This window comes from Pseudomonas sp. UM16, assembly GCF_050312595.1.
Taxonomy (GTDB): domain Bacteria; phylum Pseudomonadota; class Gammaproteobacteria; order Pseudomonadales; family Pseudomonadaceae; genus Aquipseudomonas.
On the sequence record NZ_JBNPJT010000007.1, the window covers coordinates 1 to 13,012 of the forward strand.

The following is a 13,012-nucleotide window of genomic DNA, read 5'->3' on the forward strand; positions in this document are numbered from 1 at the left end:
TTTAAGCACCGCGGACTCACAGCTTGCCATCCATCTCTCTCACCCTAGAGTTTACTTCCGGCCATAGACACAAGCGGAAGTGTCTACTTGAACCTGCGTTCTACACCTTTTTCCACCAGAATCTTCGCCGCAATCTCTTCCACCGAGAAATGAGTGGAGTTGATGTTGGCAATGTTCTCGCGCCGGAACAGGTTCTCCACCTCGCGAACTTCAAACTCGCACTGAGCAAAGCTGGAATAACGGCTGTTGGGCTTGCGCTCGTGGCGAATCGCCGTCAGGCGGTCCGGGTCAATGGTCAGGCCGAACAGCTTGTGATGGTATTTTTTCAACACCGACGGCAGTTGCAGACGCTCCATGTCGTCTTCGGTCAGCGGGTAGTTGGCCGCACGGATGCCGAATTGCATGGCCATGTACAGACAGGTCGGGGTCTTGCCGCAGCGTGACACGCCGACCAGGATCAGGTCAGCCTTGTCGTAGTAGTGGGTGCGCGCACCGTCGTCGTTGTCCAGGGCGAAGTTGACCGCCTCGATGCGCTCCATGTAGTTGGAGTTGCCGCCGATGGAGTGGGACTTGCCCACCGAATACGACGAGTGCGCGGTCAACTCCTGCTCCAACGGCGCCAGGAACGTCGAGAAAATGTCGATCATGAAACCATTGGAAGTGGCCAGGACCTCACGGATATCCTGGTTTACGATGGTGTCGAAGATGATCGGACGGACACCGTCCTTTTCTGCGGCGCTGTTGATTTGTTGTACCATGACCTGCGCTTTTTCCACGCTGTCGATGTACGGACGTGTGAATTTATTGAATGGAATGGTATCGAATTGCGCGAGAAGACTTTGTCCCAGCGTCTCGGCTGTGATGCCGGTGCCATCGGAGATAAAGAAAGCAGATCGTTTCATTTGCGCCTTGGGCCTTAAGCTGGTGACGAATCTTGTTTATGATAGGTTCGGTTTGCCGAACGCGGTTCGTCGGCATTCTCACTTATTTTCCGGGTCCAGGCCACAAGCGCCCGGCCAAGCCAGAGCTGGCAGGCGGGCGTCCTGAGCTTTTCCAACACAGTTAGTGGAGAGATCACCTTGGTAGAGTACGTAGTTTCCCTCGATAAGCTCGGCGTCCATGATGTGGAGCATGTGGGGGGCAAGAACGCATCCCTCGGCGAGATGATCAGTAACCTCGCGGGTGCCGGTGTGTCGGTTCCCGGCGGCTTTGCCACTACGGCTCAGGCGTACCGTGATTTTCTCGAGCAGAGCGGGCTGAACGCCCAGATCCACGCCGCGCTGGACGCGCTGGATGTCGATGACGTCAATGCCCTGGCCAGGACCGGCGCGCAAATCCGCCAATGGATCATGGAAGCCGAGTTCCCGGAGCGGCTGAACAGCGAAATTCGCACCGCCTTTGCCGAAATGTCCCAGGGCAACCCGAACATGGCCGTTGCCGTGCGTTCTTCGGCCACCGCCGAAGACCTGCCAGACGCCTCGTTCGCCGGTCAGCAGGAAACCTTCCTGAACATTCGTGGCGTCGAAAACGTTATTCGCGCCGCCAAGGAAGTATTCGCCTCGCTGTTTAACGACCGCGCCATTTCCTACCGTGTGCACCAGGGCTTTGACCATAAGCTGGTCGCCTTGTCGGCCGGTGTACAGCGTATGGTGCGCTCGGAAACCGGCACCGCCGGGGTAATGTTCACCCTCGACACCGAATCGGGCTTCCGCGATGTGGTGTTCATCACCGGCGCCTATGGCCTGGGCGAAACCGTGGTGCAAGGTGCGGTCAACCCGGACGAGTTCTATGTCCACAAGGGCACGCTGGAAGCCGGTCGTCCGGCCATCCTGCGCCGCAACCTGGGCAGCAAAGCAATCAAGATGATCTACGGCGAAGAAGCCAAGGCCGGTCGCTCGGTCAAGACCGTTGATGTCGACAAGGCCGATCGCACCCGTTTCTGCCTGAGCGACGCTGAAGTCAGCGAGCTGGCCAAGCAGGCGATGATCATCGAGAAGCACTATAAGTGCCCGATGGACATCGAATGGGCCAAAGATGGTGACGACGGTAAGCTGTACATCGTTCAGGCCCGCCCTGAAACCGTGAAAAGCCGCGCCCAGGCCAATGTCATGGAGCGCTACCTGCTCAAGGAAACCGGCACCGTTCTGGTTGAAGGTCGTGCCATTGGCCAGCGCATCGGCGCTGGCAAGGTACGGATCATCAAGGACGTCTCGGAAATGGACAAGGTCCAGCCGGGTGACGTGCTGGTCTCGGACATGACCGACCCGGACTGGGAACCGGTAATGAAGCGCGCCAGCGCTATTGTCACCAACCGTGGCGGGCGTACCTGTCACGCGGCGATCATTGCCCGTGAACTGGGTATTCCGGCAGTCGTCGGTTGCGGCAACGCCACCCAACTGCTCAAGGATGGTCAGGGCGTGACCGTTTCCTGCGCCGAAGGCGATACCGGCTTTATCTTCGAGGGCGAGCTGGGCTTTGATGTGCGCCAGAACTCTGTCGATGCCATGCCTGATCTGCCATTCAAGATCATGATGAACGTTGGCAACCCGGACCGTGCGTTCGATTTTGCCCAGTTGCCCAACGCCGGTGTCGGCCTGGCGCGTCTGGAGTTCATCATCAACCGCATGATCGGTGTGCACCCCAAGGCGTTGCTGAACTACGCTGGCTTGCCGCCTGAGCTCAAAGAAAGCGTCGATAAGCGCATCGCCGGTTACAACGACCCGGTCGGCTTCTATGTCGAGAAACTGGTCGAGGGTATCAGCACCTTGGCGGCGGCGTTCTGGCCGAAGAAGGTCATCGTGCGCCTGTCGGACTTCAAGTCCAACGAGTATGCCAACCTGATCGGCGGCAAGCTCTACGAGCCGGAAGAAGAAAACCCGATGCTGGGCTTCCGTGGTGCCTCGCGCTACATCAGTGAAGCCTTCCGTGACTGCTTCGAGCTGGAGTGCCGTGCCCTCAAGCGCGTGCGCAACGAAATGGGGCTGACCAACGTCGAGATCATGGTGCCGTTCGTGCGCACCCTGGGCGAAGCCAGTCAGGTTGTCGACCTGCTTGCCGAAAATGGCCTGGCCCGTGGTGACAACGGCCTGCGCGTGATCATGATGTGCGAGCTGCCATCCAACGCCATCCTTGCCGAAGAGTTCCTCGAGTACTTCGACGGCTTCTCCATCGGTTCCAACGACCTGACGCAGTTGACCCTGGGCCTGGACCGTGACTCGGGGATCATTGCGCACCTGTTCGATGAGCGTAACCCGGCGGTGAAGAAGCTGCTGGCCAATGCCATCCAGGCCTGTAACAAGGCTGGCAAGTACATCGGCATCTGCGGTCAGGGGCCATCCGACCACCCAGACCTGGCCAAGTGGCTGATGGAACAGGGTATTGAAAGCGTTTCGCTGAACCCGGACTCGGTACTCGAGACCTGGTTCTTCCTGGCCGAAGGTCAGGCAGCGAACTGATGCGTTGAACCGGAGCCTTCACCTGGCCTTTTTGGCCGGTGAAGGTTTCGACCGTATTCCAGGGCGTGTTCCAGTGATGGATCCCGCCCTTTTTCGTGCAAGAAACCTATGCAAAGCAGCAGCACTCTATTTCCCGTGGCCTTGCTCAGCGCCGAACGCCGGGGTGACCTGAGCGAAGATGTCTACCGGATCAAGGCCGCAAACAGCCCAGACCCCACTGTTGAACTGGCAGTGACCCGTTTGGGTATGGCTGATCAGACCGAGGTGCGTGGCGCCCCGGTGATTTTGCTGCATGGCAGTTTTTCCAATCGACGTTTCTGGTATTCACCTCGGGGTATTGGCCTCGGGGCGTACTTGGCACGTGCCGGTTTTGATGTGTGGATTCCGGAAATGCGCGGTCATGGCCTGTCACCGCGCAATCACGCTTATCGCCATAACCGTGTCGCCGACTATGCCCGTTACGATTTGCCGGTCATCGCCGCCTTTGTCAGCGAGCAGTGTGGCCGCGCCGCGCACTGGCTGGGCCACTCTCTGGGCGGTACCACCCTGGCGGCCGCGCTCGGCGGAAAGTATCTGGGGGCTGAACAGGTCGCCAGTGCGGCGTTCTTCGGTACCCAGGTCAGTCGTACCTATTGGCCGTTGAAGTTGCCGCCAGTGGAGTGGGGCGGGCGTCTGTTGCTCAAGCGCTTCGGGCAAATTTCCGGGGCGCGGCTCAAGCGTGGCCCGGAGGATGAACCGATCGGCTTGGCGCTGGAAAGCATGCGCTGGTTTGGTCTGTTCGGCCGTTTCGGCGACAAGGATGCAGACTGGTGGGCCGGCTTGGCCGCGGTTGACCTACCCGTGTTGGCAGTGGCAGGCGCCGGCGATCATCAAGACCCAGTGTGGGCCTGCCGCAAGCTCTTCGATCAGTTGGGCAGCCAACATAAGCAATTTGTTCGTTTGGGGCGTGAACAGGGTTTCGACAACTTTGGTCACGTCGATATGCTGGTCAGCAAGCCGGCGCAGACGCAGGTCTGGCCGCTGGTCGAACGCTGGCTGCTTAACCCATTGGCGGCTGTGAGCGAAGACGCTGCGCAACAGGTGACCGGATCGGCGCCGACGTGTAGCCTTGAGCCTAAAGCTTGACCGCTGGGCCTCGTTAACTGATTGAAACTGTGACATCCCATTGTCTTGGCAATTGACAGGAGTTTCCCATGCAATATCTCACCCCCGATTTGTGCGACGCCTACCCGGAGCTGGTGCAGGTGCTGGAGCCGATGTTCAGTAACTTCGGTGGCCGCGATTCCTTCGGTGGTGAGATCGTCACCATCAAGTGCTTTGAGGACAACTCGCTGGTCAAGGAGCAGGTCGAGCTTGATGGCAAAGGCAAAGTGCTGGTGGTCGATGGCGGCGGCTCGCTGCGTCGGGCGCTGCTAGGCGATATGCTCGCCGAAAAAGCCGCGAAGAATCACTGGGAAGGCCTGGTGATCTACGGTTGCGTGCGCGATGTCGATGTCCTGGCGCAAACCGACGTCGGCGTGCAAGCACTGGCCAGTCATCCGATGAAAACCGACAAGCGTGGAATCGGCGATCTCAATGTGGTGGTGAATTTTGCCGGCGTGACCTTTCGCCCCGGTGAATACGTTTACGCTGACAACAATGGCGTGATTGTCTCGCCAAGTCCGTTGAAAATGCCTGAATAAGCCGCTGTAAGCCGTTGGGTGGAGTAGGGATGTTCGAGGAAGAAAACGCGCAGTGGGGTCTTGTGCATGCCCTGGTGCTGGATGGAAACGGCGGTGCGCGTTCGATCGCTCGAACTGAACTGGACGCCCTTGAGCTGCAGCCACAGGAAAGCCTGTGGCTGCATTGGGATCGCAGTCACCCGCAAACCCGTACCTGGTTGCGCCACGACAGCGGCTTGAACGAGTTCGCCTGCGACCTGCTGCTTGAGGAAAATACCCGGCCACGGCTGTTGCCGCTGGCGGATGCGCAGATGCTGCTGTTCCTGCGTGGGGTCAACCTCAACCCAGGTGCCGAGCCCGAAGACATGGTCTCGGTGCGCATCTTCGCCCAGGCTCAGCGTGTGATTTCGCTGCGCTTGCGGCCATTGCGCGCCAGTGATGAGCTGCTCCAGCAACTGACTGATGGGCGCGGGCCAAAAACCGCCTCCGAGCTGCTGTTGACCATGGCGCAGTTGCTGACCGAAAAAGTCCAGGCGCTGATTAGCGACCTTTCAGAGGTGGTCGATCTGGAGGAAGAGAAGCTCGAAGCGGACAAACGCTATGCTCCGGATCAGGGCAGTCTCCAGCAAATTCGCCGCCGTGCTGCCGGGTTGCGACGTTTTCTCAACCCGCAGCGGGAAATCTATGCACAGCTGGCGCGCAACAAATGGACCTGGTTCGCCGCCGATGATGCCGACTACTGGAATGAGCTCAACAACAGCCTGACCCGCTACCTCGAAGAGCTGGAACTGACTCGTGAGCGGGCTGCGCTGGTGTTGGAGAGTGAAGACCGCCGGCGTGCCGAGCGAATGAACCGGACCATGTACCGCTTTGGCATCATTACCTGCATTTTTCTGCCTATGAGCTTCGTCACCGGGCTGTTGGGTATCAACGTTGGTGGAATTCCCGGTGCTGAAAGCCCTTATGGCTTCCTCTTCGCCAGTTTGCTGGTGCTGGGGTTGGCGCTGGGGCAATGGTGGCTGTTTCGCCGCCTGCGGTGGGTGTGATTCGGTGCATTCTGTGAACATTCAGTCACGAACTGTCCGCCTGGTTCATGTGACCCGCCTTGCGAGCGCCTCGTCTTTAACAGATATTGCGCGAGGTGCCCATGCACGATCCGTTTGAAGAATCCCTGCGAGACCTGCTCAAGTCTTCGCCGTCCGGCCACGACCGCGACGATGATGCTTGCCTTGGGCGCGTCCTGAAAACCGCCAACCGTCAGGTTGGTGCGGGCGATCTGTTCAGCCTGCTTGGCCGCTGGAGCCAGGCGTTGATGATTGCCGTTAACAACGGCTCGGCGCATGTTGCGCCGGTCCGCCGTAACGCTACCGCCCGTAAAGCTGATAAGGCCGATTGACTATGGAACTTAATCTCTGGACTCAGAGCTTACTCACCGCGATGACCGCGTTGTGGACCAAAGTGGCGAACTTCATCCCTAATTTGTTTGGCGCCCTGGTTGTTGTGCTGCTCGGTTTTGTCGTGGCCAAGTTGCTCGACACCTTGCTCTCCAAGTTGCTGGCCAAGCTCGGGCTAGACCGCCTGATGGGCGGCACCGGCTTGACCAAGATGCTCGACCGGGTTGGTATCCAGGTGCCGATCTCGACCTTGATTGGCAAGATTGTCTACTGGTTCGTGTTGTTGATTTTCCTCGTTTCGGCCGCTGAATCTCTGGGCCTTGAGCGAGTTTCGGCTACGCTCGACATGCTCGCTCTGTATCTGCCCAAAGTGTTTGGTGCGGCCTTGGTGCTGTTGGCCGGTGTACTACTGGCACAGTTGGTCAACGGCCTGGTGCGTGGCGCTGCCGAAGGCATTGGCCTTGAGTACGCAGCTGGCGTCGGACGTATTGCCCAGGGCCTGGTCATTATCATCAGTATTTCAGTGGCAATCAGCCAGCTTGAAGTCAAGACCGACCTGCTCAACCATGTGATTGTCATCGGATTGATTACCGTTGGTCTGGCTGTTGCGTTGGCGATGGGCCTGGGCAGTCGTGAAATTGCCGGGCAGATTTTGGCTGGAATTTATGTCCGTGAACTCTATCAAGTAGGCCAACATGTGCAGGTTGGAGAGGTTGAGGGGCAGATTGAAGAGATCGGTACGGTCAAGACGACCCTGCTGACCGACGACGGCGAGTTGGTCTCGTTGTCTAACCGGATTCTTCTCGAGCAGCGAGTCAATAGCCGCTAACCGGGTAAATCCTGCTAATGTATGCCGCCGCAAAATTACCCCAGGCAGGGGTAAGCGGCGACATTGACCTGACTGTCGGCCAGATTCGTTTTGAATAAAGTTCACTCGCTGCCCATGCGTTACGACCCCCGCGAGCTCACTGATGAGGAGTTGGTGGCGCGTTCGCATGAGGAGCTGTTTCATGTTACTCGCGCGTATGAAGAGCTCATGCGGCGCTACCAGCGGACTCTTTTTAACGTCTGTGCACGTTACTTGGGGAACGATCGGGATGCTGACGATGTCTGTCAGGAGGTGATGCTCAAGGTGCTCTATGGCCTGAAGAACTTCGAGGGCAAATCGAAGTTCAAGACTTGGCTCTACAGCATCACCTATAACGAATGCATCACCCAGTACCGCAAGGAGCGGCGCAAGCGTCGACTGATGGATGCCTTGAGTTTGGATCCACTCGAGGAGGCCTCGGAAGAGAAGGCACCGAAACCTGAAGAGAAGGGTGGGCTAGATAAATGGCTAGTGCATGTAAATCCGATTGATCGGGAAATTCTGGTGCTACGATTTGTCGCAGAACTGGAATTTCAGGAAATCGCCGATATCATGCATATGGGCCTTAGCGCAACGAAAATGCGGTACAAACGTGCGCTAGACAAGCTACGCGAGAAATTTGCGGGCCTTACTGAAACTTAGTGGTGCGCAAATATCTCTAACGTACCGGCAAGTTCTGCTAGACTTGTCGTCGAGTTGTCCCCCGGATGTTGGTGGGACTGCTTAACTATCACCAGATGGGGATTTAACGGATGAAATTGAAAAACACCTTGGGCTTGGCCATTGGTTCTCTTGTAGCCGTAACTTCGCTCGGCGCTCTGGCACAAGGCCAAGGCGCGGTTGAGATCGAAGGTAACGTTACCAAGCAGTACTACGATAGCGAGCGCAATTTTCAGAATGACGGCACCAACCCAGGTGTTCGCCTCGGTTACTTCCTGACCGACGACCTGTCGCTGGATCTGGGCTACAACGAAACTCACAACGTTCGTGGCGATGTCTTCAACAAGGACATCAAAGGTTCCAAAGCCAAGCTCGACGCTACCTACCACCTCGGCACCGTAGGCGATGCAGTACGTCCTTACGTTTCCGCTGGTTTCGCTCACGAGAGCATCGGCCAGAGCTTCAACAACGGCCGTGACCACTCCACCTTCGCCAACGTTGGCGCGGGTGCCAAGTGGTACATCACCGACATGTTCTTCGCCCGTGCTGGCGTTGAAGCCATGTACAACATCGACAACGGCAACACCGAGTGGGGTCCAACCCTCGGTCTGGGTCTGAACTTCGGTGGTAGCGGTGGCGCAGCTCCTGCTCCTGCTCCAGTTGCTGAAGTTTGCTCCGACAGCGACAACGACGGCGTTTGCGACAACGTCGACAAGTGCCCTGACACCCCAGCCAACGTTACCGTTGACGCTGACGGCTGCCCAGCTGTTGCTGAAGTCGTACGTGTTGAGCTGGACGTCAAGTTCGACTTCGACAAGTCGGTCGTCAAGCAGAACAGCTACGGTGACATCAAAAACCTGGCTGACTTCATGAAGCAGTACCCACAGACCACCACCACTGTTGAAGGTCACACTGACTCCGTCGGTCCTGACGCTTACAACCAGAAGCTGTCTGAGCGTCGTGCAAACGCCGTTAAGCAGGTTCTGACCAACGAGTACGGTGTTGAGTCGACTCGCGTTGAGTCGGTTGGTTACGGTGAAACCCGTCCGGTTGCTGACAACGCCACCGACGCTGGTCGCGCTGTTAACCGTCGCGTAGAAGCACAAGTAGAAGCTCAAGCCAAGTAATTGGTAAGCGCTTCACAGAAAAGCCCGGCTTAGGCCGGGCTTTTCTTTGCCTGCGATTCAGGCGGGTATCTGCAGTAGAGCGCTGGCTGCGGCGCCTTGGGCAGCCACTTGGCCAATCACCAGAACGGCCGGACTGCAGAGTTTGAAACGCTCAGCGTCTTCGCACAGTTGCCTTAGCGAGCTGCGTTGTTCACGTTGCTGGGGTAGGGAAGCGTTCTCTATCATCGCCACCGGCGTATTGGCCGCCAGGCCGCCCGCCAGCAGCCCCTGCTGGACTTCGGCGAGTTTACTCACGCCCATATACACCACAAGGGTGGTACCGCCTTGCGCGAGCCCCTGCCAGTTCAGCGGGCTATCATCCTGAGTGTGTGCGGTGACCAGGGTTACGCCGCGGCTGACGCCGCGCAAGGTCAGGGAAATCCCACATTGGCTCGCCCCGGCAAGGCCCGCAGTGATGCCATTAACCAATTCCGCCTCGACACCATGGGCCTGCAGCCACGTGGCTTCTTCCCCGCCACGACCAAAGATGCACGGATCACCTCCCTTGAGTCTGGCCACACAGCGGCCCTGACGCGCATAGCGCAGCATCAGGCGCTGGATGAACGCTTGCGGGGTGGAGCGACAACCTCCGCGTTTGCCTACGGCGATCACTCGCGCCTGAGGGCAGTGTTCGAGGATCTGCAGGTTGACCAGGTCATCGATCAGCACCACCTCGGCTTCCCCCAGGGCGCGCACTGCCTTGAGTGTCAACAGCTCTGGATCACCAGGGCCCGCACCAATCAGCCAGACTTTCGCATTCATTGGGTATTCCTCATCGGCAAGGGCGCTGTCAGCCTTTTAGCAGGCAGATCAGCAGAACTAGGTTGAGTAACAAGGACAGCAGCGCCAGAGCGCGCCAGACTTTTAGCGGCTCACGTTCGAGCAGCGGACGTGGGCGTATGCTTAGTTGTTGGCGCTCGCCTTGTTCGAGCAACAACAGCCACTGCTCGGCGGTTTCAAAGCGCTGTTGCGGATCGGCGAGCAGTGCTAGTGACAGGTTGTGCTCCAGCCATTGCGGCACGTCGGGGCGATAGCGCCCAGCACTGACGGGTTGACTGAAGCGAGGGCGTTGAAAGGCTTCGATTTCGCCGTAGGGGTAGTGCCCGGTCAGCAAGTAGAACAGCGTTACGCCAACACTGTAGAGGTCTTGCTGGGCACTTGGTGGTTCGCCGTCGAAGGCTTCCGGGGCAATGAACGATGGGGTGCCCGGCAGCTCGTGGGCGCGGTCCTCGGACAGGCCAGGGCAGTAGGCCAGACCGAAATCCAGCAGACGCAGTTGGCCGTCTTCGCTCAGGTGCAGGTTCTCAGGTTTGATGTCGCGGTGGAGGATGTTGCGCCGGTGCAACAGGCCCACTGCCTGCAGTAGTTGCTGGGCCAACGATTGCCATTGCGCCAGCGGCAGTGGCCCAGCGTCGACGAACAATTGCGCGAGGGTCCGGCCCGGATATTCACGCATCAAATAGTACAAGTGCTGGCGTTGGCTAGCCGGGTGAACTTCAGGGAAGTAACGTCCGGCAACCCGTCGCAGAAACCATTCTTCAAGCAGCAGGCTTTGCAGCGCGCCAGGTTCATCCTGGCGTTGTTCCGGCAGGGTTTTGAGCAGCCAGGCTTGCTGTTGGTTGTCGTGAACACGATAAAGCAGCGACTGGCGGCTGTGGCTGAGCGGTGCATCAACGGTCCAGCCATCAATCACTTGAGCGTTGCGCAAGGCCACTGGTAACGGCCATTGCTGCAGTTGCGCCAGGGAGTCGCCGAGGTTACTGGCACCCAGTCGCTCGACGCGCACCAGCAAAGCACTGGCGTTGTCCTGGCTGCCACTGTGATGAGCTGAACTGACCAGAGTCTGCGCCGCATCCTGCAGGTCAAGCTGTTCACGCAACACCGCCCTGATCTGCGACTCACTGAAACTGGCCCAAACACCATCGCTGAGCAGGACAAAACACTCGCCGGCATGCAAGTCACCTTCCAGGTAGTCGACCTGTACGTGCTGATCAAGGCCCAGGGCACGCTTTAGTACATGCTGCATGCCCGGTTGATCCCAGACGTGATCCTCGCTGATGCGTTGCAGTTGCCCGGCGGCCCAGCGATAGACCCGACAGTCGCCGACATGCGCCAGGGTGAAGCGGCGGCCACGGAGCACCAGGGCACTCAAGGTGGTCAGTAACGGCTGCCCGCCGCCATTGGCGCGCAGCCAGCGGTTCTGCGCCAGCAGCAGGCGGTCCAGGGCCTGGGCGACGCCCCAGGTGGGTGGTGTGGCGTAATAGTCCAGGGCCAATGCTTGCAGGCTCGCCCGCGCCGCCAGGCCGCCATCGGCACATTGGCTGACGCCGTCGGCGAGGGCGAACAAGTAGCCTTTGCTGGCGGCCAGTTCCGGGTTCGGCGTGACCAGGCGCAAAGCGTCCTGGTTCTCCTCGCGTGGCCCGGTAGCGCTGGCGTGGGCAAAGCTCAGTTGCAGGCTCATGACCCGGTCTCAGACGCGTGCTGCGGTCACTGCCGCCGAGCCCCAGGTGGTGCGCCAGCGTTGCTTGACGCCGTGCAGACCGAACCAGGCCAGTACGCCAAGACTGGCAAAGAGCCACAGCCCAAATTGGTAATCACCGCTGTGCTGCTTGATGGCGCCAAGGCCTGCGGCGAGCAGAAAACCGCCGATACCGCCGGCCATGCCGATCAAGCCGGTCATTACTCCGATCTCTTGGCGAAAGCGTTGCGGCACCAGTTGGAACACGGCGCCATTGCCTGCACCAAGGCCGAGCATGGCGCTGACGAACAGGGCCAGGGCCGCCACCGAACTTGGCAGGTTGAACCCGACTGCAGCAATACAGATGGCTGCCACGGTGTACATCGCCAGCAAGGTACGAATGCCGCCAAAGCGATCGGCCAGCGCGCCGCCCAAGGGGCGCATCAGGCTGCCAGCGAAGACGCAGGCGGCGGTGTAGTAGCCGGCCGTGACCGGGCTCAGGCCGTACTGGTCGTTGAAGTAGCCGGGCAGGGCGCTGGCCAGGCCGATGAAACCGCCAAAGGTGACACTGTAGAAGAACATGAACCACCAACTGTCGCGATCGCCCAGTGCTTTGAGGTAATCGGCGACGGCCTTGGGTTTGGGGCGTTGTGGGGCATTGCGCGCCAATAGGGCGAACAGTGCCAGGGTCAATATCAGGGGAATAACGGCAAGTCCGAAGACATTGTTCCAGCCAAAGCTGACGGCCAGCAGCGGCGCCAGCAGCGCGGCGAATACCGTGCCGGAGTTGCCGGCGCCGGCAATGCCCATGGCCTTGCCTTGGTGCTGGGGGGGATACCATTGCGAGGCCAGTGGCAGTGAAACGGCAAACGAGGCGCCAGCGACGCCAAGGAATACCCCCAGCAGCAACGCTTGCTCGTAGCTGTGAATACCCAGGTTCCAGGCGCAGAACAGGGCGATGATGACGATCAGCTGGCCAATCAGGCCGGCAGTTTTTGGTGACAGGCGATCTACCAGTATCCCCATGACGAAACGCAGGATGGCGCCGGCCAGAATTGGCGTGGCAACCATCATGCCGCGTTGTTGCGTGGTCAACTGCAGGTCGGTGGCGATTTGCACTGCCAGTGGGCCGAGCAGGTACCAGACCATGAAGCTAAGGTCGAAATATAGAAAGGCGGCGAACAGCGTGGGGATATGCCCGGACTTCCAGAAACTCGTATTCATCGAACACCTCGTTGAACATTGCACTGCAGGTCGTGCCCACAAAGGGGCAGAAACGAAAAAGACGTCGCCTCCCGACCCGCTGTGGCGAGGGGGATGCGACGTCTTTGTCGAGAAGGGCAACCGCCG

The 13,012-nt window shown here is 59.1% G+C and carries 12 protein-coding genes; 8 read left to right on the forward strand and 4 right to left on the reverse strand.

The window, feature by feature from the left end:
• Positions 1–83: 83 nt before the first annotated feature.
• Positions 84–902, reverse strand: coding sequence for a posphoenolpyruvate synthetase regulatory kinase/phosphorylase PpsR (gene ppsR / locus ACQRAX_RS09655; RefSeq protein ID WP_412037220.1), 819 nt, complete (start codon positions 900–902; stop codon positions 84–86).
• A 177-nt stretch (positions 903–1,079) separates the two neighbouring features.
• Here ppsR and ppsA point away from each other — a divergent pair, with 177 nt between their 5' ends.
• From ppsA to ACQRAX_RS09695, 8 genes are all read left to right on the forward strand, one after another.
• Positions 1,080–3,455: a phosphoenolpyruvate synthase gene (gene ppsA, locus ACQRAX_RS09660; protein WP_412037221.1), complete on the forward strand. Its 2,376-nt coding sequence runs from the start codon at positions 1,080–1,082 to the stop codon at positions 3,453–3,455.
• A 108-nt stretch (positions 3,456–3,563) separates the two neighbouring features.
• Positions 3,564–4,580 (forward strand): alpha/beta fold hydrolase, encoded by a 1,017-nt coding sequence (locus tag ACQRAX_RS09665; protein ID WP_412037222.1) that lies wholly within the window; start codon positions 3,564–3,566, stop codon positions 4,578–4,580.
• A 68-nt stretch (positions 4,581–4,648) separates the two neighbouring features.
• Positions 4,649–5,137 (forward strand): ribonuclease E activity regulator RraA, encoded by a 489-nt coding sequence (gene rraA / locus ACQRAX_RS09670; RefSeq protein ID WP_412037223.1) that lies wholly within the window; start codon positions 4,649–4,651, stop codon positions 5,135–5,137.
• 29 nt (positions 5,138–5,166) lie between these two features.
• Positions 5,167–6,162 (forward strand): zinc transporter ZntB, encoded by a 996-nt coding sequence (locus ACQRAX_RS09675; RefSeq protein ID WP_412037224.1) that lies wholly within the window; start codon positions 5,167–5,169, stop codon positions 6,160–6,162.
• A gap of 101 nt (positions 6,163–6,263) precedes the next feature.
• Positions 6,264–6,512 (forward strand): CrfX protein, encoded by a 249-nt coding sequence (locus ACQRAX_RS09680; RefSeq protein ID WP_412037225.1) that lies wholly within the window; start codon positions 6,264–6,266, stop codon positions 6,510–6,512.
• A gap of 2 nt (positions 6,513–6,514) precedes the next feature.
• Entirely contained in the window at positions 6,515–7,339 is an 825-nt protein-coding gene (locus tag ACQRAX_RS09685; protein ID WP_107022936.1) for a mechanosensitive ion channel family protein, read from the forward strand.
• A 114-nt stretch (positions 7,340–7,453) separates the two neighbouring features.
• Positions 7,454–8,020: an RNA polymerase sigma factor SigX gene (gene sigX / locus ACQRAX_RS09690; RefSeq protein WP_010223317.1), complete on the forward strand. Its 567-nt coding sequence runs from the start codon at positions 7,454–7,456 to the stop codon at positions 8,018–8,020.
• A 110-nt stretch (positions 8,021–8,130) separates the two neighbouring features.
• On the forward strand, positions 8,131–9,165 hold the full coding sequence (locus ACQRAX_RS09695) for an OmpA family protein (RefSeq protein ID WP_412037226.1): 1,035 nt from the start codon (positions 8,131–8,133) through the stop codon (positions 9,163–9,165).
• A gap of 57 nt (positions 9,166–9,222) precedes the next feature.
• Here the strand turns inward: ACQRAX_RS09695 and cobA are convergent, their stop codons facing one another.
• Genes cobA through ACQRAX_RS09710 form a run of 3 tightly spaced genes read right to left on the reverse strand, consistent with a single transcriptional unit; the run spans position 9,223 to position 12,886 of the window.
• Positions 9,223–9,966, reverse strand: a complete 744-nt coding sequence (gene cobA, locus ACQRAX_RS09700; RefSeq protein WP_412037227.1) for a uroporphyrinogen-III C-methyltransferase — start codon at positions 9,964–9,966, stop codon at positions 9,223–9,225.
• A 28-nt stretch (positions 9,967–9,994) separates the two neighbouring features.
• Positions 9,995–11,665, reverse strand: coding sequence for a protein kinase domain-containing protein (locus ACQRAX_RS09705; RefSeq protein ID WP_412037228.1), 1,671 nt, complete (start codon positions 11,663–11,665; stop codon positions 9,995–9,997).
• 9 nt (positions 11,666–11,674) lie between these two features.
• Positions 11,675–12,886 (reverse strand): nitrate/nitrite transporter, encoded by a 1,212-nt coding sequence (locus ACQRAX_RS09710; RefSeq protein ID WP_412037229.1) that lies wholly within the window; start codon positions 12,884–12,886, stop codon positions 11,675–11,677.
• Between the last annotated feature and the right edge of the window lie 126 nt (positions 12,887–13,012).

Coding starts and splice junctions, on each gene's coding strand:
- ACQRAX_RS09675 (WP_412037224.1), top strand. CDS start 5,167: ATGTTCGAGGAAGAAAACGCGCAGTGGGGTCTTGTGCATGCCCTGGTG.
- ACQRAX_RS09705 (WP_412037228.1), bottom strand. CDS start 11,665: ATGAGCCTGCAACTGAGCTTTGCCCACGCCAGCGCTACCGGGCCACGC.
- ACQRAX_RS09680 (WP_412037225.1), top strand. CDS start 6,264: ATGCACGATCCGTTTGAAGAATCCCTGCGAGACCTGCTCAAGTCTTCG.
- rraA (WP_412037223.1), top strand. CDS start 4,649: ATGCAATATCTCACCCCCGATTTGTGCGACGCCTACCCGGAGCTGGTG.
- ACQRAX_RS09710 (WP_412037229.1), bottom strand. CDS start 12,886: ATGAATACGAGTTTCTGGAAGTCCGGGCATATCCCCACGCTGTTCGCC.
- cobA (WP_412037227.1), bottom strand. CDS start 9,966: ATGAATGCGAAAGTCTGGCTGATTGGTGCGGGCCCTGGTGATCCAGAG.
- ACQRAX_RS09665 (WP_412037222.1), top strand. CDS start 3,564: ATGCAAAGCAGCAGCACTCTATTTCCCGTGGCCTTGCTCAGCGCCGAA.
- ACQRAX_RS09695 (WP_412037226.1), top strand. CDS start 8,131: ATGAAATTGAAAAACACCTTGGGCTTGGCCATTGGTTCTCTTGTAGCC.
- sigX (WP_010223317.1), top strand. CDS start 7,454: ATGCGTTACGACCCCCGCGAGCTCACTGATGAGGAGTTGGTGGCGCGT.
- ppsR (WP_412037220.1), bottom strand. CDS start 902: ATGAAACGATCTGCTTTCTTTATCTCCGATGGCACCGGCATCACAGCC.
- ACQRAX_RS09685 (WP_107022936.1), top strand. CDS start 6,515: ATGGAACTTAATCTCTGGACTCAGAGCTTACTCACCGCGATGACCGCG.